Genomic DNA, 15,392 nt, shown 5'->3' on the forward strand with positions numbered 1-15,392 from the left:
CGGCTTGGCAAACTCGCTTGCCTGCTGGATTGGATATCAGCGCAACTGCACGACCGTCCGGTTGATAAGGATCAACACGCGTTGTTCCTTCCAGGAGTTAGCTGGGTTTTATCAGCTCATGTCGGAGGATCTACGCCGTGCACGTACGGGAGATCATGTCACGGAACGTCATCTCAATCGATACCGGTGCATCGGTGATCGATGCCATCAGGACGATGCTGTCGCATCACATCAGTGGCCTTCCTGTCATCGATCGGGATGGAGCGCTCGTCGGGATCCTGTCGGACGGCGATTTCATCCGGCGCGTGGAAGTCGGAACGGAGAAGCGCCGCGGCCGTTGGCTTGCGATGCTCGCGGGCACGAACCAGGTCGCGCTCGACTTCGCCCGCCAATACGGCCGCAAGGTCAGTCAGATCATGTCGCCCAAGCCGATCACCGTTGAGGAGGACACACCGCTCGAGCAGGTCGTCCAACTCATGGAATCGCACGGCGTCACGCGATTTCCGGTCATGCGCGATAACAAGCTGGTCGGCATGGTCACGCGCACAGACTTCATGACCGCCATCGCAAAGCTTCGCCTCGAATGGTCTTCCGCTTCCGGCAGTGACGATCAGATCCGTGCGTCGGTCGTCGCGGCACTTGCGCATGCGCCTTGGCGACCCGCTGCGCTGAACGTCAGCGTGAATGACGGGATCGTCAGCCTGCGCGGCAGCGTCCGGAGTGACAATGCGCACAAGGCAGCGATCGTTGCTGTGGAAAACGTCGCCGGCGTGAAGCGCGTTGAAGATCAACTTGTAAAGATTACTTACCCGCCGCCGGAGGACGACTATGGCGGCGGCGACTTCGTCTCGCTGGAGGAAGAAGCCTCGACAGAAGACGATCAGCCCTTGTAGGGACGCGCCAATGGCGCCTGGTGTCGCCAGAACGAGCGTCAGCCCAATTTTCAGGCGGGATAGATCGCTTCCCGGTGAATTTCCTTGCCCGATTCGTCGATGACCACAACGTGACGATCGACATCGCCAGAGGGATTCTCGCGACGAATCTTGCTCGCCATTTGCTTGCTGTGCGTGATCGCGGCGGCGGCGCTCGCGAATTCAAGTCCGATCCGATCACGGACCGGGACACCATCCTTCGTGTCGAAGTAGTAGGTTCTCATCAGGATCTACAAGTCTCCGACCAAACAGCCCGCCCAAAGAAGCTGCCAGCTTGCCGCAGCCGGCGCTTCAGTGGGCTGCTGAGCGCAGTTGGGGAATCTGCGCGGCCCGAGTAAAGCGGACTGCTGCGGCATTGAACTTGACCTGCATCAATCCGGCTTGCGATTTTCCTGTCGCGCTCTGAGACGCCATTGATCTCGTTCGATTGCTGATGCAGGCGGGAGCGCCGGAGACCCTGAAGCCGCCGACGCTCGATGGCCGCCTATTGGCGTGCCCATCGTCGTGACCCGGACCTTATTCCGCGGATGGTCTCCTCCTTCCATCGGCGGTGCCGGCTCATGCCAACCGGCCGCGGCGCTGTCCGGTCCCGGCTCGGCCTCGCGATTCCAACGTCTAATCAATTGGTTATCGACAAAAAGGATTTTGCCCTAACCGCGAGCGGGCTTGAGCCACATCAACGGCGGATCCATTCGGCCGCACTACAATTTATCAGTTCTTTCCAGCCTCGCGAGATCCTCATGCCGCTCAAGCCGTCTGCGTATGGCCCAGCCGTTGAAGCGTTCTGGCGGGAGCCAACCAATTCGCTCTTGCGCAGTCTCGACACCGAACGGTGCGGTCTACGCCAACAGGAGGCCGAAAAGCGGCTCGCCCGGATCGGCCCGAACCTCGCAGAGCCATCAGGCACGCGATCGATCCTGCAGAAGATCGTGCATCGTCTGGTCAACCCGCTGATTGCCATCCTGATCGTGGCGGCGGCCGTGTCGGGGTTCAGCGGCGACCTCGCGAGCTTTGTAATCATTACGATAGTGGTGGGCCTGTCGCTGACGCTGGACATCCTGCAGGAACATCGCGCGGAAGTCGCTGCCGATGCCTTGCGGCGCTCGGTTGCGATCCAGGCCGATGTCATTCGCGATGGTGCAACTGTGGCGCTGCCGATCAGCAAACTCGTCCCCGGAGACGTCGTGGAGTTGCGGGCCGGCGACCTCGTGCCGGCCGACGGGGTCGCGCTTATGGCCCGCGATTTCCAGCTGAACGAGGCCCTCATGACGGGTGAACCGTTTCCAGCCACGAAGACGACCGAGCCGTGCGCGACCAGTCTGCCCGCCGAAGCGAGCAATGCCCTGTTCGCCGGCACCAGCGTTGTCGGTGGCAACGGGGTCATGCTCGTTGTCGAGACTGGCCGCCGTACGCGCTTCGGCATGATCAGCGCCGAGCTGCTGGCGAACGATCCCCCAAGCGCCCTTGAGCAAGGTGTCCAGAAGCTTGGCTTGCTCATCCTCAAGCTGACGCTTTTCTTGACGCTGTTCGTGTTGCTCGCCCACCTCGTGGCACATCGTCCGGCTATGGAATCATTCCTGTTCGCTGTCGCGCTGGCCGTCGGCCTGACACCCGAGCTTTTGCCGATGGTGATGACGGTGACATTGGCACGCGGAGCGCAGCGGATGGCGAAGCGACAGGTGATCGTCAAGAGGCTGTCCGCGATCCACGATCTCGGTGCTATGGACACGCTATGCGTAGACAAGACCGGCACGCTGACAGAAGCCAAGATCACGCTCGCGGCCCATTTCGATCCAGCGGGACGCCCCAGCGATCGGGTGCTTGAGCTGGCTCGGTTGAACAGCGCTTTCCAGACCGGCATCCACAGCCCGCTGGATGAGGCGCTACTTGCCGCAGACAACCCGCCGGGCAGCAGCGCCTGGACCCGGCTCGCCGAGATCTCGTTTGACTTCGAGCGGCGGTGCCTCTCGGTCCTTGCGGCGCGGGACAACGACCGATTCCTGATCGTCAAGGGCGCGCCGGAAGCGATCATGGACCGCGCGGTTGCAGTCGAGGTCGACGGGCTGGCCCGGCCGCTGGATGACAGCCACCGCGCCCAGCTCGTTCGCCTGCAGGGCGATCATGCCCGGCAGGGCTTTCGGCTGCTCGGCGTTGCCATCCGAACCATGGCGCCGGATCAGGCCAATGTTACGACCGAGGACGAAGCTGTCCTGACGCTGGTCGGCTTCTGCGCCTTCGCGGACCCTCCCAAGCGCGATGCGGCCGACTCGGTCAGGGAGCTGCGGGCACGCGGCGTCGACATCAAGGTCCTCTCCGGAGATCACGCTGCAGTGGTTGCCCATGTCGCGGATGCCGTCGGCCTACCTTCGGGTCGCATCTTGACCGGTGGCGAGATTGCCGATTTGAGCGATCAGGCGCTCGCCGCGCAAATCGGGGATGTCGACCTGTTCGCCAGGATCGATCCCGAACAGAAACGACGGATCATCCGAGCCCTGCGTCAGCGCGGTCACGTCGTCGGCTTCATGGGCGACGGCGTCAACGACGCTCCGGCGATTCACGCTGCCCATGTCGGAATTTCCGTCGCCGGCGCGACCGAAGTGGCACGAGCGGCAGCGGATATGATCCTGCTGGCCCCGGACCTCTCGGTGCTGGGCGCGGGCGTGATCGAGGGACGACGAACCTTCGCCAACATTCTGAAGTACATCCGGATGGGAACCAGCTCGAATTTCGGCAACATGCTATCGATGGCGCTGGCATCCATAGCCCTGCCGTTCCTGCCGCTGTTGCCGCTGCAGATCCTCCTGAACAACCTGCTCTACGATCTCTCAGAGATCGGCATTCCATTCGACGAGATCGATGAGGAGGATGCTGAGAGACCCCAATCATGGAATATGGCGGATATCCTGCGGTTCACGTTCGTCATGGGCTCGATTTCATCCCTGTTCGACGTCGCGACTTTCACCCTTCTCCTGAAGGTCTTCCACACCGACGCGGCCGCGTTCCAGACCGGCTGGTTCCTGGAATCGATCGCTACGCAAATCCTCGTGATCTTCCTGATCCGCTCGCGGCGGCCGCCATGGCGCGCCAGCCACCCGCATCGCATCCTGGCGTTGGGCTCGCTTGGCGCGCTTGCTTCAGGCATTTTCCTGGCGCTGGGACCGGCCGGTTCCTTGTTCGGTTTCGCGAACCTGCCGCCTGTGCTCCTGGGAACGATAACTTTGATAACGATCGGTTACCTCGGCATGGCCGAGGCTGGAAAGCATCTTGCGCTCCCAGCAGCTGCACAGGTGAGTCAAGTCGCGCTGAGACGACAACATCCCGTCAGCGATGCCGCACTGAATGGATGACCCACAGACGCTACCCGTTAGTGGGACCGCGGGACCAGAGTTGATCCGCATCAAGGCCTTTCTTCCACCGAATGCGATCGTTGTGCTGCAATGATGCATGGCATTGACCACAATGGATCAATCACGGCAACGGAACGGGCAGAAACTTGACGACGCGAGCAATGCTCGCGCCATCGCTACCTCAGTGGCGACGCCAACAGTCGACCAACCGGTCCGACGCCGGCATGTTCGGAGCGGTCCGACCGTCTCATGGTACGGCCGGCTGCTGATCGTTGGCGCATTGCTGGTTGCCGCCGGTTGGGAGATCTTCCGGCTGCTTCTGACCATCATCACTCTCGACTGAAGGTTCGTTGCGCGGATTTCGAGTTCAGCAGGACACGGAGGGCGCGTCCTGCACCAGCTCTGCTGAACCATACGCGTCGGAGTTCGATTTTCGGAAGTACACCGAGCCCTCTCCCGGAACGCTCACGCAATGATGCTTCCGGGCAAGTCGCGCGACCTCGGCGGCAGCGACCTCATTGATCCCAAACAACCGCTCATAGTCGTGATCGGAGATTCTCAAAACGGCGCCGTCGTCGAGACGATCGAGTCGCGCTCGCAACTCGGCAAGAGTGAGGCTTTCATTCATTACCGTTACGAGATCCTAGACCGAGCTGGACTTGTGCCGAGTGTTGATTCCCAGCAACGTGTAGAGCGGGCAGTACGAGAAGAACGCTGTCGCAATCAGAACGAATCCGAGAGTCCCGGCGACCAGCCATCCCGATCCAAGCGAGCCGTCCTTCAAGGTATATGCGATCAGAGCCAGGCCGACGATGATCCGGGCGTACTGATCAATGAGTCCGACGTTGCGTGTCATGGCAATCTGCCTCCTTCGATGCAACTCCATTTTGAACGCACTCCGGCTCCCGGCCCTTGATCGTGATCAATTCACGCGGCGCAGATCGCCAACCAGCACCATTGGCACTTCGCCGCGATTGTCGATTTGTCGGAGCTCAGACGGCAGAGCTGCTCCGACACGCATCGAGCGGCACTCAACGGCCATGGCGACCGCAAGACCAACATCCTCAGATGCCACCGTCACCGCGCCCTGGAACGGCTGGTCTAATGCGACATCAGCAGGCAGATTGGGGCCTGCTGCAGCAAGCCCCGCGTCATGCCGCCGAACATCCATTCACCGAGCCGGCTATGTCCATAGCCTCCGGTGACGATGAGGTCGGCGCCTTCGCTCTTTGCCAGTCTGACAAGGTACCCTGCGTCCGGCTCGGACGTGTGGACGCGAACGTCGAACTGGCAATTGACGCTGTGCCGTTCGAGATAGCTCGCGACATCGCGCAAGCGGCGGGTCGCCGCGTCCTGCTCGTCCGACGTGCAGATTTCGGCGACGGTCACTTTGGAAGCCCGGGTCAGGAAGGGCAACGCGTCCCGGATCGCCAGACGCGCCTCGCGGGTGTCCTTCCACCCGACGACGATGCGATCGGCGGACAAGCCGGTTACGCCTTCCGGCACCGACAGCGTGGGACGACCCATCCGCAGGATGGCCTCGGCCGAATCGAGGTAATGGAAATTGTCGGACTGGGCCTTCCGGCGCTTGAAGACAACCAGATCTGCCGCCCTCGCCTGCTCCGCGAGAAACGCGGTGGGGGATTCCAGAGCCCACCGCCATTCCAATTTGTGACGCTCTCGACCCGTGATCTTCCCGAACCATTCGCCCTTCGCCGCGAGATCGGCCCGCATCCGCTTGATATCATCTTCGGTGGTCTGCTCGATGATCACTCCTTCGGCAACAAAGGGCGGATCGATGGCGGAAGCTGAGACGCCGATCATCGATGCGTGAAACTTGTCCGCAATCCCTTCGGCGACGCGAATCTGCCCCTCGTCCTGCTGCTGAGGGTCGACATAAACCATGACATTGGCCAAAAACATGTGTCTGCTCCACCAACCTGAAATGATCTTCAATTATCGCGCATGGCGGCTCTGCCAACGTTGAGCCAGGTCAAGCTTGCCTCGGTCCCCTCAGCTCGTCGCCCGCTGTCGCCTAGTCTAGATCTCCCTTCTGAATTTGAGAGGACGTATGTCGGCGCCGCGTAAGGTTGATCCGGATCAATCCATCGCCGGCTCGGAAACCACCGCGCGCTCCTGAAACTGATCGTAAGCGCCCAGCGCGTCAGCGGCGTACATCAGGGATGGTCCACCGCCCATGTAGACCGCCAATCCGAGCGTCTCCTCGAGCTCCTTGCGGCTGACCCCCAGTTTGACCAGGGCCTCGGCGTGGAAGCCGATGCAGCCGTCGCAGTGCGCGGCAACGCCCAGCGCGAGCGCGATCAATTCCTTGGTCCGGGCATCGAGCGCGCCGTTTCTGGTGGCCGCCTGCGCCATGGCCGAGAACGCTCGCATGGTTTCAGGAATGCCCTTGCGCAACTGGCCCAGATTGTTGGAGATGTGCTTGCAGATGTCGGCATAGTCCTTTTGCATGCGACCCTCGGTCTTCGCTATTGAAACGGTCCAGGAAAGGGCGGCTCCGCCGATGGGGATGCAACGGCGAACGCCGCCCTTCGTCCAACGCAGCCGACAACACGATCTGGCCTCTGTGAAGGACGTGCGTGTTCGGCCTGCAAGGACCGGCACTTTATAGCGCGGCGATCGCGCGTGACATTTGCGCCAGATCAAACCGCGCCCCGTTTGCCGCTTGCGTCAAATCAACGCGTCCCATGCATCAGCAACTAAGCTGAACCGTCACGTTCCAGAACGATGGGAGATATTCGGATGTATGCGCACCAGATTATGGCCCGTAAGGTGCTTTCGACCACGCCGGACAGCGCCATCCTAGACGCGGCAAACATCATGCTTCAGCACCGTGTCAGCGGGCTGCCGGTAGTCGATCCCGACGGGACGCTCGTCGGCATCATTACCGAAGGCGATTTCCTTCATCGCAGCGAGATCGGCACCGGACGGAAGCGCAATTGGTTGATGACCTTCATTCTCGGACCAGGAAAGTGGGCCGAGGACTACGTATTGGAGCATGGACGCAAAGTCTCTGAGATCATGACACGCGAGCCGGTCACCGTGGCCGAGGATGCGCCGTTGACGACGGTCGTCGGATTGATGGAGAAGAACAACGTCAAGCGGCTGCCGGTGGTTCGCGACGGCAAGCTTGTCGGCATCATCACCCGCAGCAACCTGCTCCGAACGGTGGCGAGCCTGGCACGCAACGTACCTGCTCCGACCGAGAATGACGACCAGATCCGGCGGCGCATTCTGGACGAGATCGAACGGAATGCCTGGTGTCCGCTTGGACTCAGCGTCATCGTTCGGGACGGCATCGCCCACTTGAGCGGCGTGATTACCGAAAGCAGATTTCGCAACGCCGCGATCGTCGCGGCCGAAAACGTCCCCGGCGTCCGCGAGGTGCATGATCACCTCTGCTGGGGCGATAGCTTCTCGGGCTTCTACCTGAAATCTCCGGACGATCAGGAGCTGGAGAAACAGGTTCACTGAACGACCAAGCGAGGGATATTCCAGCGGCTTCGTGAACGTTGATGGCGCGGACAAATCTCCAAATCGCTCGTCGCTTTGTTGATCCAGAACAACAACACTCCACTGCGATGCGCTCAACTTCAAACTGCCGCACATTCGGAGTTTTCGCAATGGCTAGTGAAACAGCAAAGGCTATTTTGATGATTTTGTTGTTCGGGTCGCTCCTGATCACGATCCACCTGTCGGAAAGCATCGCGACGAAGCGACTAAGAGCATTGGCGCTGCAGGGGCTACGACGCACTCACTCGCGGTAGGATGATATTCCAGCACATGAAATCCCAGATCCAACCGCGGACGACTACCATATCCGTGACCCTATCCTCCGACAGATCGATGGTGACCGTCCGCAACGGCGTTGTCCATCTGCATGGCATCGCCTCCAGCGACCATGCGCGTGAGGCAACCATCGTGGCCGCGGAGAACACCGCCGGCGTCAACAAGGTGTGCGATCACCCCTGCTTCGTGGATACCTATACCGGCCTCTACGTCGAATCTCCCAGGGACGTGAAGGCTGCGAGCTGAAGTACCAGCAGCTCAGAATGATTGTTTGGCCCGCATCGTCCGGCTCGCCTCGCGGGCCATCTAGAGATCAAACACGTCGCCCAGGCGCGGCAGCTCGACCCGCTGTCCCTCCAAGTGCACAGCGAGCGCCTGCATTGCGGGCTCTTCGCCATGGACCAGGAACGTTGCCTCGCATCCCTCGATCGCGCGTCGCCATGCCAGCAGCTCCTGCTGGTCCGCGTGCGCGGAAAATCCGTTGATCGTGTAAATCTTGCTGCGAACCGCAATGTCTTCGCCGAACAGCCGCACGGACTTGGCCCCATCGATGATCTGCCGCGCAATCGTTCCCGCGGCGGCATATCCGACGAATACAATCGCCGATTCCTTGCGCCAGATATTGTGCCTGAGGTGATGGCGAATTCTGCCGCCCGTACACATCCCAGATCCGGCCATGATGACGGCGCCGCCGGTTATCCTGTTGATGGCGACCGAATCGGCGCTCTCACGGACCAGATGCAGGTTTGCCGGACGCAGTGGATCCCGCCCTTCGCGAAACATGGAGGCAGCCTCGGAGCTGAGACATTCGAAATGCCGCTTGAATATCTCGGTCGCCGAGATCGCCATCGGCGAGTCCAGGAAGATTTGCATGGCCGGCGGCAGCCTGCTCCGCTCTATCCCCTGACGCAGGACATAGAGGATTTCCTGGGCGCGCTCGAGCGCGAAGGTCGGGATGATAACGTTGCCGCCGCGGGCCAGCGTGCCGCTGATCGCGCCGTAAAGCTCCTCGATGGAGTCTTTCAGCGACCGATGGCGCCTGTCTCCATACGTCGATTCCATGACAACAATGTCAGCGCGAGAGGGAGGGCTCGGCAGCCGCAGCAGCGGGCGACCGCCGTTGCCGAGATCGCCCGAGAATAGGACCGAGCGCGTGCGGCCGTGCTCGGTGGCCTCGATCAGGATGCTCGCAGAGCCCAGGATATGGCCAGCGTCGATGAAAGTCGCTCGGAGTCCTTCTGCGAGTTGCAGCGGTTGCTCATATTCAGCTGTCTTTCCAAACCGATCGAAGCAATCGAGCGCATCCACAACGTTGTAGAGCGGCGACGGCGCTTCTTCTTTCCCCTGCCTGCGCCCTTGGCGGGCTCTCCGCTGCGCGTCTTCTTCCTGCAAATGCGCGGCATCGACAAGCACGAGGCGGGCCAGCTCACGACTGGCCGCAGTCGTGATCAGTTCACCTCTGAATCCTCGCTTCGCGAGCAATGGAATCCTGCCGCAGTGATCCAGGTGGGCATGGGTCAGCAGAACATAGTCGATGGTTGCAGGATCGAACCCGAAGGCTGCGATGTTCTCTTCCACCAGGTCGCGGCTTCCCTGGAAAAGACCGCAATCGATCAGAATGCGTCGGTTCAGGCATTCGACCGAGTGACAAGACCCGGTCACTGCGCGATCGGCGCCATGAAAGGATAACTTCACGATTCGACCTCTTGACCGATCGGCCTGCCCCGTGAGGCGTCATCTCCGATCGGCAGAAGCGGCCGGCCGGCCGTCTCGTACCACCGCAGAATGCCTTGCCAGGCTTCCTCGGCGGACTCTGAAAACCAAAACAGGTCCCTGTCTTCCGGATCGATGACGCCCTCGTCGACCAAGAAATCCGGATCAAACGCACCACGCCAGTACGACTCGCCGACCAGCACGACCGGCACCGGCGCGATCTTTTGGGTTTGCGCCAACGACAGCACTTCGAACAGCTCGTCCATCGTGCCAAAGCCGCCCGGGAATGCCACCAGCGCGCGGGCGCGCATCAGGAGATGCAATTTGCGCATCGCAAAATAGTGGAACCTGAAGCAGAGCTCGGGCGTGACATATGGGTTAGGGGCCTGCTCCTTCGACAGGGTGATGTTCAGTCCGATCGATTGGGCCCCGACATCGTGCGCGCCCCTGTTGGCTGCTTCCATGATGCCCGGCCCGCCACCGGTCATGATCATGAGGCGGCCACCGATGGTTTTTTCGCTTGCGGCACCGACGATCCGTCCGAACTCGCGTGCGATTCTGTAGTACTTGGTCTTCGCCGCAAGGCTCCGTGCCGCCTTGAGACGGCGCTGCAAGCTGCCATCGTCGGGATTCAACGCGAGCGCATCGGCTATCGAGGCGACGGCCCGGCGCGCCGCCTGCGGCTCGCAAATGCGAGTACTGCCAAAGACAACGATCGTATGAGCGATCTGATGCTCCCGGAGCAGGGTCTCCGTCTTGAGGAAATCAAGTTGGAGGCGAATGCCGCGTGTGGCTTCGCTCTGCAGGAAACCTTCGTCCTGATCCGCCTCCTGATAGCTTGGCGATTGCAGGATGCTGCGCAGGGCACCAGGCGCGCGGCCGTCCTCTTCCGCGCCCTTCGGCTGCCCACCGGAGAGTACCACAACCCTGTCGACACGGTGAGCCGGCTTCGGGCTCGGACGAGTCGATGGCAGATCGTCAGTCATGCGCCGGCCTGCCGTCCGCCTCGGAGGATGTGAGCGCCGCGTCGTGCTTCAGGGCCTCACGAACCTCGTCATCCTCCAACGCATCCAGAAGCCAGCGGTGATCGGCCGGCTTCGCGCTACCAATATCTGCTTCAAAATTCACCGGTTGCTCGACGGTCTTCATTCGGTCAGTCATGGCGAACCTCGTCAGCACTCGATGGCATTGCCTAGCATCCGCAATCGGCTGCACGGGCGCCTTGAGCAAGGTCAATTCAGCAATTTCTTTGATGGTAAGCCGCCAAACCGAGCCTACTTTCTCGCCGCTATCACGCTCGACCGGAAGCGCGTCCGGATCAATCGCACGCTCCACAATTGCCTGCCGGGGTCTTCCGCGTCAGCTGCCCTCGGATCGCGTGAGTATCCGCTCAAGCGCGGTGATCAGCTGCACACGTCCAACGATGCCGACGACACGCGTATCCCGGAGCACCATGACTTGCGATATCTGATGCTTGTCCATTTCGACCACGATCTCGTCCACAGTCGCGCATTCGTCGACGCAAACGGGCTTGCGGCTCATCACAGCGTCGACGCTCAGGGCCCGGGTCCGCTCGCGCACCAGCCGTCCCTCCTCTCTGCTCAACAGCCATTCGAGCCAAAATCCCTCTGGCCAATGCACGCCGAGTTCGCGACGGTGAAGGAAGTCTCCTTCAGAGATAACACCGATCAGCGCCCCTGAGCCATCGAGCACAGGCAAGCCGCGCTGGCCAGTTTCCAGCAATAGACGAACGGCATCGAGCAATGGCGCACCGGGTTTGATCGTCGCGAAAGACGTGAGCATGACATCCAAAGCCAACATGGCAAACTCCCAGAGCTTCGTGTACGCGATGATCTGCCAGCATCGATCAAAAAGTGGACGGCCAGGCTGATCTGGATCAATAAGCCGCGCAGCTTGTCTAACCGCTGGTTTTCGCCGCACGATCATTCGGCGAACTGTCAGCTCATGTGGGAATCGCCGCCGAGGATGGGGCCGCTGCCCTGATTGCCCACCTCGAATGCTACCTGCGGAAGCTCGCGGCCGTTGCGCCCTCTGTCGACTGCATTCATGTCAACTCGGAATCGAGAGAGGCGGCATGACGCGGACAATTTGACCCAGATCAAGCCATCAGACCAACATCTAGGGCAACCCCGCCTCGGGAGCGCACGGATGCTTTGGCTTGCTTGGCAAGGATGGCGCGATGCGCCGCGCCTATCGTGTGGGCGACGCAAGCGCCTCCACAATGTGCCTTTCAATTTCCCCGACGGGAAGCCTTGTCAGATCCTTGGGAATCTCCGCAATGATGTGACGCTTGACATCGGTAGCGAGCGTCGCCCGAAGCTGTGCCAGCGTTCGCGGCGGAGCGGCGATGACAAACGCCGTCGTTCTTCTCCGAACAATCTCCTCCGCAGCCCGCGCAATCCGCCTCGTGAACCGATACTCCTCGAGTTCGTGCCAGTTCGTCGGTTCGACGGCTCCCCGCTGACCGGAGACGATCCCTTTTATGAAGTGTCCTGGACGGTCCGTGCCTTGTAGGTGCGTTGGCGGATTCTGATCTTCGAACACCGCCTCCGCCTTCAGGTTGGGGAACTGATAGTCGCCTTCGTTGCGGAGCAACAGCGCCTTGCGCCCGTCTCCGACAAGCACGAGCGCGTTCTTTGGAATTCCCGCCATCCAAACATCCTCCGCTTCAACAAATCCTGTCTAATGCCCGGAAGCCTTAGATCAATTGATCGGAGTCAAATCACGCATGCGCGCGATCCCACAGAATAGGATATCTTTCCGTCTACAGAGAGCACGATCATGCAAGCACGCGACGTCATGGTGTCACCCGTCATCACGGAGAACTCCAACGCAACGGTGCGGCAGGTTGCTTCCCTGCTGCTCCAGCACCGCATCAGCGCCGTTCCTGTTGTGGGCAAGGATGGCGAACTCGTCGGAATCGTCACGGAAAGCGACTTAATGCATCGGACTGAAGCCGGCACCGAGCGCCCGTATTCGTGGTGGCTCCGGCTTCTAGTCGGAGACGCGCAAATGGCGTCCGATTACGTCAAGTCCCATGCCGTCAAGATCGCCGACATCATGACCCGCAAGGTCGTGACCGCGGCGCCCGACACGCCTCTGCATGAAATTGCGATGCTGCTCGAGAAACATGGCATCAAGCGTGTCCCCATCGTCGATGAGGCCGGCCACCTCCTTGGCATCGTCAGCCGGGCCAACCTGCTCCAGGCCGTCGCGAGCGCCCGGCCGAAGCTGGAGATGTCACCCGCCGATTCCGTCATCAGGAAGAGATTACTCGGCGAGCTTCACGGGCAACCGTGGGCCCACACCTTCAATCTGACCGCGACTGTACAGAACGGCATCGTTGACCTGTGGGGATATGCGCCATCCGCCGCCGAGCGCGCAGCGATCCGGATTGCCGCGGAGGCAATACCCGGTGTCGTTGCTGTGAACGATCACCTGCTGGAAACGCCGATCATGGCCTACTGATCCGGGTGCCAGGGGCGCAAGAGTTTGCACATCCCGGATTTCCCCTGCTTGCACCTGCCCAGGCCAGAGCAGGAGCATCCACGCGATGACGGTGATGAATGACGACAGGCGGTCGGACCACTTCCGCGTCAACTTGCGGCAGGGTCTTTTCGGGTTCATCTCGCGCCCGCCCCGCCTATTCGGCTGCGGCGATCGGCAGCACGCCAGGCCGCTCCGCCGCGATGATAGCCTTCCACAATGCAGCGATACTGCTCTGGGTGGTTGGCAGAATCGAGCAATGCCCTGCGGCGTCAAAATCACAGAACCGCGCGGCAGGATCATCACACATCTCGGCGAAAGCTTGATTGATGAGGCCGAGGCATTCGAGGAGCTTGGTGATGTTCTCCAGGCCAGCCCGACGCTGAAGATCGAGCAGCCGGAACGTCACGACTGGCGGCTCGCCAAACGATATCTCGGGATGGGCGAGCCCGAAGAACACTTTGACCACAGATGGCGCCTGTCTAATTCGATCGAGAAGGTTCGCTGCCTGAGCTTCCGTGCAGGCAACCAGGCGAGGCGACGATGCTCCAGGTGCCGGCCGCGGACCGAGAGCGGCCGAAATCTGCTGCTCGAGCCAGAGGCGGACAGGAGCCGGGGCGTTCTGAATTTGCTGGGCGTCAAGCACTATGCCGGTCATCGTTGATCCTCCGTTTCCATATGACCATTACCGGCTTTGCTCGCAGCGGCCTTGATGGGGATCAATGAGGGAGCGCCTGGACGCGCGCGTGCGATTGCCGCCCATTTATTGCGGCGGATTGCGTTGCCGGGACGGTCCCGTTCGAGGCGTGCTACTTTTGCTGAATTCGGTTCAGATAATCGATAATCGCAAGGATTCGTGTTCGCACCACGACCTCCCGCAAATCCCGGGAAGGATCGAGCGCGTCATAGGCCGGATCGACAATGTGAGGCAAGCTCTTGACGGGGTTGAATCGTTCCCCCCAAATCGGCATTTCATGCGTGCCGTGCGCGGAAATTGTTCTCCGCCCGTCTATGGCTTCGTAAACGGCGGTAATAGGAAAGACCCCGTTGTTGTTCTTGGCCAAGGCCGTCAAATCGGCAGGCGGCACCTTCAGCTGCCCAGCAACAGGTCCTTTGCCCTTTCCATCCACGCCATGGCAGCTTGCGCACGAAGCCTGAAATTCTGCCTTGCCAACATCGGCGTCTTCAGCGTAAGCGGCCGCGGCGAAACCAGCGGTCAGACCGGCAATCATGAAAGACTTCAGACCATAGATAATCATATCATGCCCCAGTTTTTCGGATAAGCGCATTTAGCAGTATCGGGTTGCCCTTAGCTTGACGCGAGTCAATGCGCCGCGCCCTCCCAGTCTAACGGCGCGGTGCCGGTCGGGCCAGACTAAACAGAAACAGACTCGCCCCCTCTACCCCGACGCTGAGCCGGAAGCGGCAAGGTCGCTTCGCTATGGTGGAGGCGTCGGGTTTGAGCCCGGACCTTGGCTACCCACTAACTCTCGCTCTCTCAAGCATCGAGCGCCTCCAACAGCGAGCTTGCTACCTTGTCGATCGATTGCAGACCATTGATGCTCTTCAGAAGTCCTTGCTCACGGTAATAGTCGGCAAGCGGTCTGGTTTGGCCGCGATACTCGGCCAGGCGCACTCTCAGCGCAGCTTCGGTATCATCCGCGCGTGCGTGGCCGTTGGATCTCGCTTCGTTCGCACGGTTGAGGATGCGGCTCAGCAGAGCGGCTTCGTCGACGTCCAATTCCAGCACGCGGTCAATGCGAAGATGGGCTGCTCGCAGAATCTCGTCGAGCGCTGCCGCCTGAGCAATGGTCCGCGGAAAGCCGTCCAAGATAAACCCGGATTTCGCATCAGGCTGCGATATGCGCTCGGCAACGATGGCCACGACGAGATCATCGGGAACAAGTTCGCCGCGCTCCATTGTCGCCTTTACCTTTGTCCCGATTGGCGTTCCTTCGGATACGGCCGCTCGCAACATATCGCCGGTCGACAGTTGAGGAATGTCCAGGCGCTTGGCAAGACGGGCCGCCTGAGTCCCTTTCCCGGATCCAGGGGCTCCCAACAGGACTAATCTCACAGCGTT

At 60.9% G+C, this 15,392-nt stretch carries 19 protein-coding genes; 6 read left to right on the plus strand and 13 right to left on the minus strand.

The features are described 5' to 3' along the window. The first annotated feature begins 155 nt into the window (after positions 1-155). Entirely contained in the window at positions 156-893 is a 738-nt protein-coding gene (locus XI02_RS38245; protein ID WP_069276624.1) for a CBS domain-containing protein, read from the plus strand. Between the two features lie 50 nt (positions 894-943). Here XI02_RS38245 and XI02_RS38250 read toward each other — a convergent pair whose 3' ends face one another. Continuing rightward, positions 944-1,156: a hypothetical protein gene (locus tag XI02_RS38250; protein WP_018268708.1), complete on the minus strand. Its 213-nt coding sequence runs from the start codon at positions 1,154-1,156 to the stop codon at positions 944-946. A 516-nt stretch (positions 1,157-1,672) separates the two neighbouring features. On the opposite strand from XI02_RS38250, the gene mgtA reads away from it, so the two are divergent. Continuing rightward, complete coding sequence (gene mgtA, locus XI02_RS38255; RefSeq protein ID WP_172649045.1) at positions 1,673-4,279, plus strand: magnesium-translocating P-type ATPase; 2,607 nt, start codon at positions 1,673-1,675, stop codon at positions 4,277-4,279. Between the two features lie 97 nt (positions 4,280-4,376). Further along, positions 4,377-4,622 (plus strand): hypothetical protein, encoded by a 246-nt coding sequence (locus XI02_RS38260; protein ID WP_172646800.1) that lies wholly within the window; start codon positions 4,377-4,379, stop codon positions 4,620-4,622. A 24-nt stretch (positions 4,623-4,646) separates the two neighbouring features. On the opposite strand, the gene XI02_RS38265 is transcribed toward XI02_RS38260, so the two are convergent. The 4 genes from XI02_RS38265 to XI02_RS38280 all read right to left on the minus strand — a co-directional run bounded on the left by XI02_RS38265 (position 4,647) and on the right by XI02_RS38280 (position 6,751). Beyond that, positions 4,647-4,907, minus strand: a complete 261-nt coding sequence (locus XI02_RS38265; protein ID WP_016847823.1) for a hypothetical protein — start codon at positions 4,905-4,907, stop codon at positions 4,647-4,649. Between the two features lie 15 nt (positions 4,908-4,922). Then, complete coding sequence (locus tag XI02_RS38270; protein ID WP_244980988.1) at positions 4,923-5,135, minus strand: DUF2892 domain-containing protein; 213 nt, start codon at positions 5,133-5,135, stop codon at positions 4,923-4,925. 245 nt (positions 5,136-5,380) lie between these two features. Further along, complete coding sequence (locus XI02_RS38275) at positions 5,381-6,235, minus strand: universal stress protein (RefSeq protein ID WP_246783598.1); 855 nt, start codon at positions 6,233-6,235, stop codon at positions 5,381-5,383. A 144-nt stretch (positions 6,236-6,379) separates the two neighbouring features. Continuing rightward, the gene (locus tag XI02_RS38280; RefSeq protein WP_018268713.1) at positions 6,380-6,751 is read right to left on the minus strand and encodes a carboxymuconolactone decarboxylase family protein; all 372 of its coding nucleotides are present in this window, start codon (positions 6,749-6,751) and stop codon (positions 6,380-6,382) included. 291 nt (positions 6,752-7,042) lie between these two features. Between XI02_RS38280 and XI02_RS38285 the strand changes: the two genes are divergently transcribed. Continuing rightward, complete coding sequence (locus XI02_RS38285) at positions 7,043-7,774, plus strand: CBS domain-containing protein (protein ID WP_172646798.1); 732 nt, start codon at positions 7,043-7,045, stop codon at positions 7,772-7,774. Between the two features lie 372 nt (positions 7,775-8,146). Then, entirely contained in the window at positions 8,147-8,335 is a 189-nt protein-coding gene (locus XI02_RS38290) for a BON domain-containing protein (protein ID WP_016847216.1), read from the plus strand. A gap of 60 nt (positions 8,336-8,395) precedes the next feature. Here XI02_RS38290 and XI02_RS38295 read toward each other — a convergent pair whose 3' ends face one another. From XI02_RS38295 to XI02_RS38315, 5 genes are all read right to left on the minus strand, one after another. Further along, a complete protein-coding gene (locus XI02_RS38295; RefSeq protein WP_172646797.1) occupies positions 8,396-9,784 on the minus strand; it encodes an MBL fold metallo-hydrolase RNA specificity domain-containing protein in 1,389 nt (462 codons plus the stop codon). After that, a complete protein-coding gene (locus tag XI02_RS38300) occupies positions 9,781-10,788 on the minus strand; it encodes an LOG family protein (protein WP_244980986.1) in 1,008 nt (335 codons plus the stop codon). The genes XI02_RS38295 and XI02_RS38300 overlap by 4 nt, the downstream gene beginning before the upstream one ends. Continuing rightward, entirely contained in the window at positions 10,781-11,137 is a 357-nt protein-coding gene (locus XI02_RS38305) for a hypothetical protein (protein ID WP_172646796.1), read from the minus strand. The genes XI02_RS38300 and XI02_RS38305 overlap by 8 nt, the downstream gene beginning before the upstream one ends. Positions 11,138-11,161: 24 nt before the next feature. Further along, positions 11,162-11,623 (minus strand): CBS domain-containing protein, encoded by a 462-nt coding sequence (locus XI02_RS38310; RefSeq protein WP_018268691.1) that lies wholly within the window; start codon positions 11,621-11,623, stop codon positions 11,162-11,164. A 390-nt stretch (positions 11,624-12,013) separates the two neighbouring features. Next, positions 12,014-12,475, minus strand: coding sequence for a host attachment protein (locus tag XI02_RS38315; RefSeq protein ID WP_172646795.1), 462 nt, complete (start codon positions 12,473-12,475; stop codon positions 12,014-12,016). 129 nt (positions 12,476-12,604) lie between these two features. On the opposite strand from XI02_RS38315, the gene XI02_RS38320 reads away from it, so the two are divergent. Continuing rightward, positions 12,605-13,291: a CBS domain-containing protein gene (locus XI02_RS38320; RefSeq protein ID WP_069276634.1), complete on the plus strand. Its 687-nt coding sequence runs from the start codon at positions 12,605-12,607 to the stop codon at positions 13,289-13,291. A gap of 175 nt (positions 13,292-13,466) precedes the next feature. Here XI02_RS38320 and XI02_RS38325 read toward each other — a convergent pair whose 3' ends face one another. The 3 genes from XI02_RS38325 to XI02_RS38335 all read right to left on the minus strand — a co-directional run bounded on the left by XI02_RS38325 (position 13,467) and on the right by XI02_RS38335 (position 15,386). Next, a complete protein-coding gene (locus tag XI02_RS38325; protein ID WP_069276635.1) occupies positions 13,467-13,967 on the minus strand; it encodes a hypothetical protein in 501 nt (166 codons plus the stop codon). A 151-nt stretch (positions 13,968-14,118) separates the two neighbouring features. Further along, complete coding sequence (locus XI02_RS38330; protein WP_018268719.1) at positions 14,119-14,568, minus strand: cytochrome c; 450 nt, start codon at positions 14,566-14,568, stop codon at positions 14,119-14,121. 239 nt (positions 14,569-14,807) lie between these two features. Continuing rightward, positions 14,808-15,386: an adenylate kinase gene (locus XI02_RS38335; RefSeq protein ID WP_172646794.1), complete on the minus strand. Its 579-nt coding sequence runs from the start codon at positions 15,384-15,386 to the stop codon at positions 14,808-14,810. Positions 15,387-15,392 lie beyond the last annotated feature (6 nt).

It is taken from the genome of Bradyrhizobium sp. CCBAU 21365 (assembly GCF_015291305.1).
In the GTDB taxonomy this organism is placed as follows: Bacteria; Pseudomonadota; Alphaproteobacteria; order Rhizobiales; family Xanthobacteraceae; genus Bradyrhizobium; species Bradyrhizobium elkanii.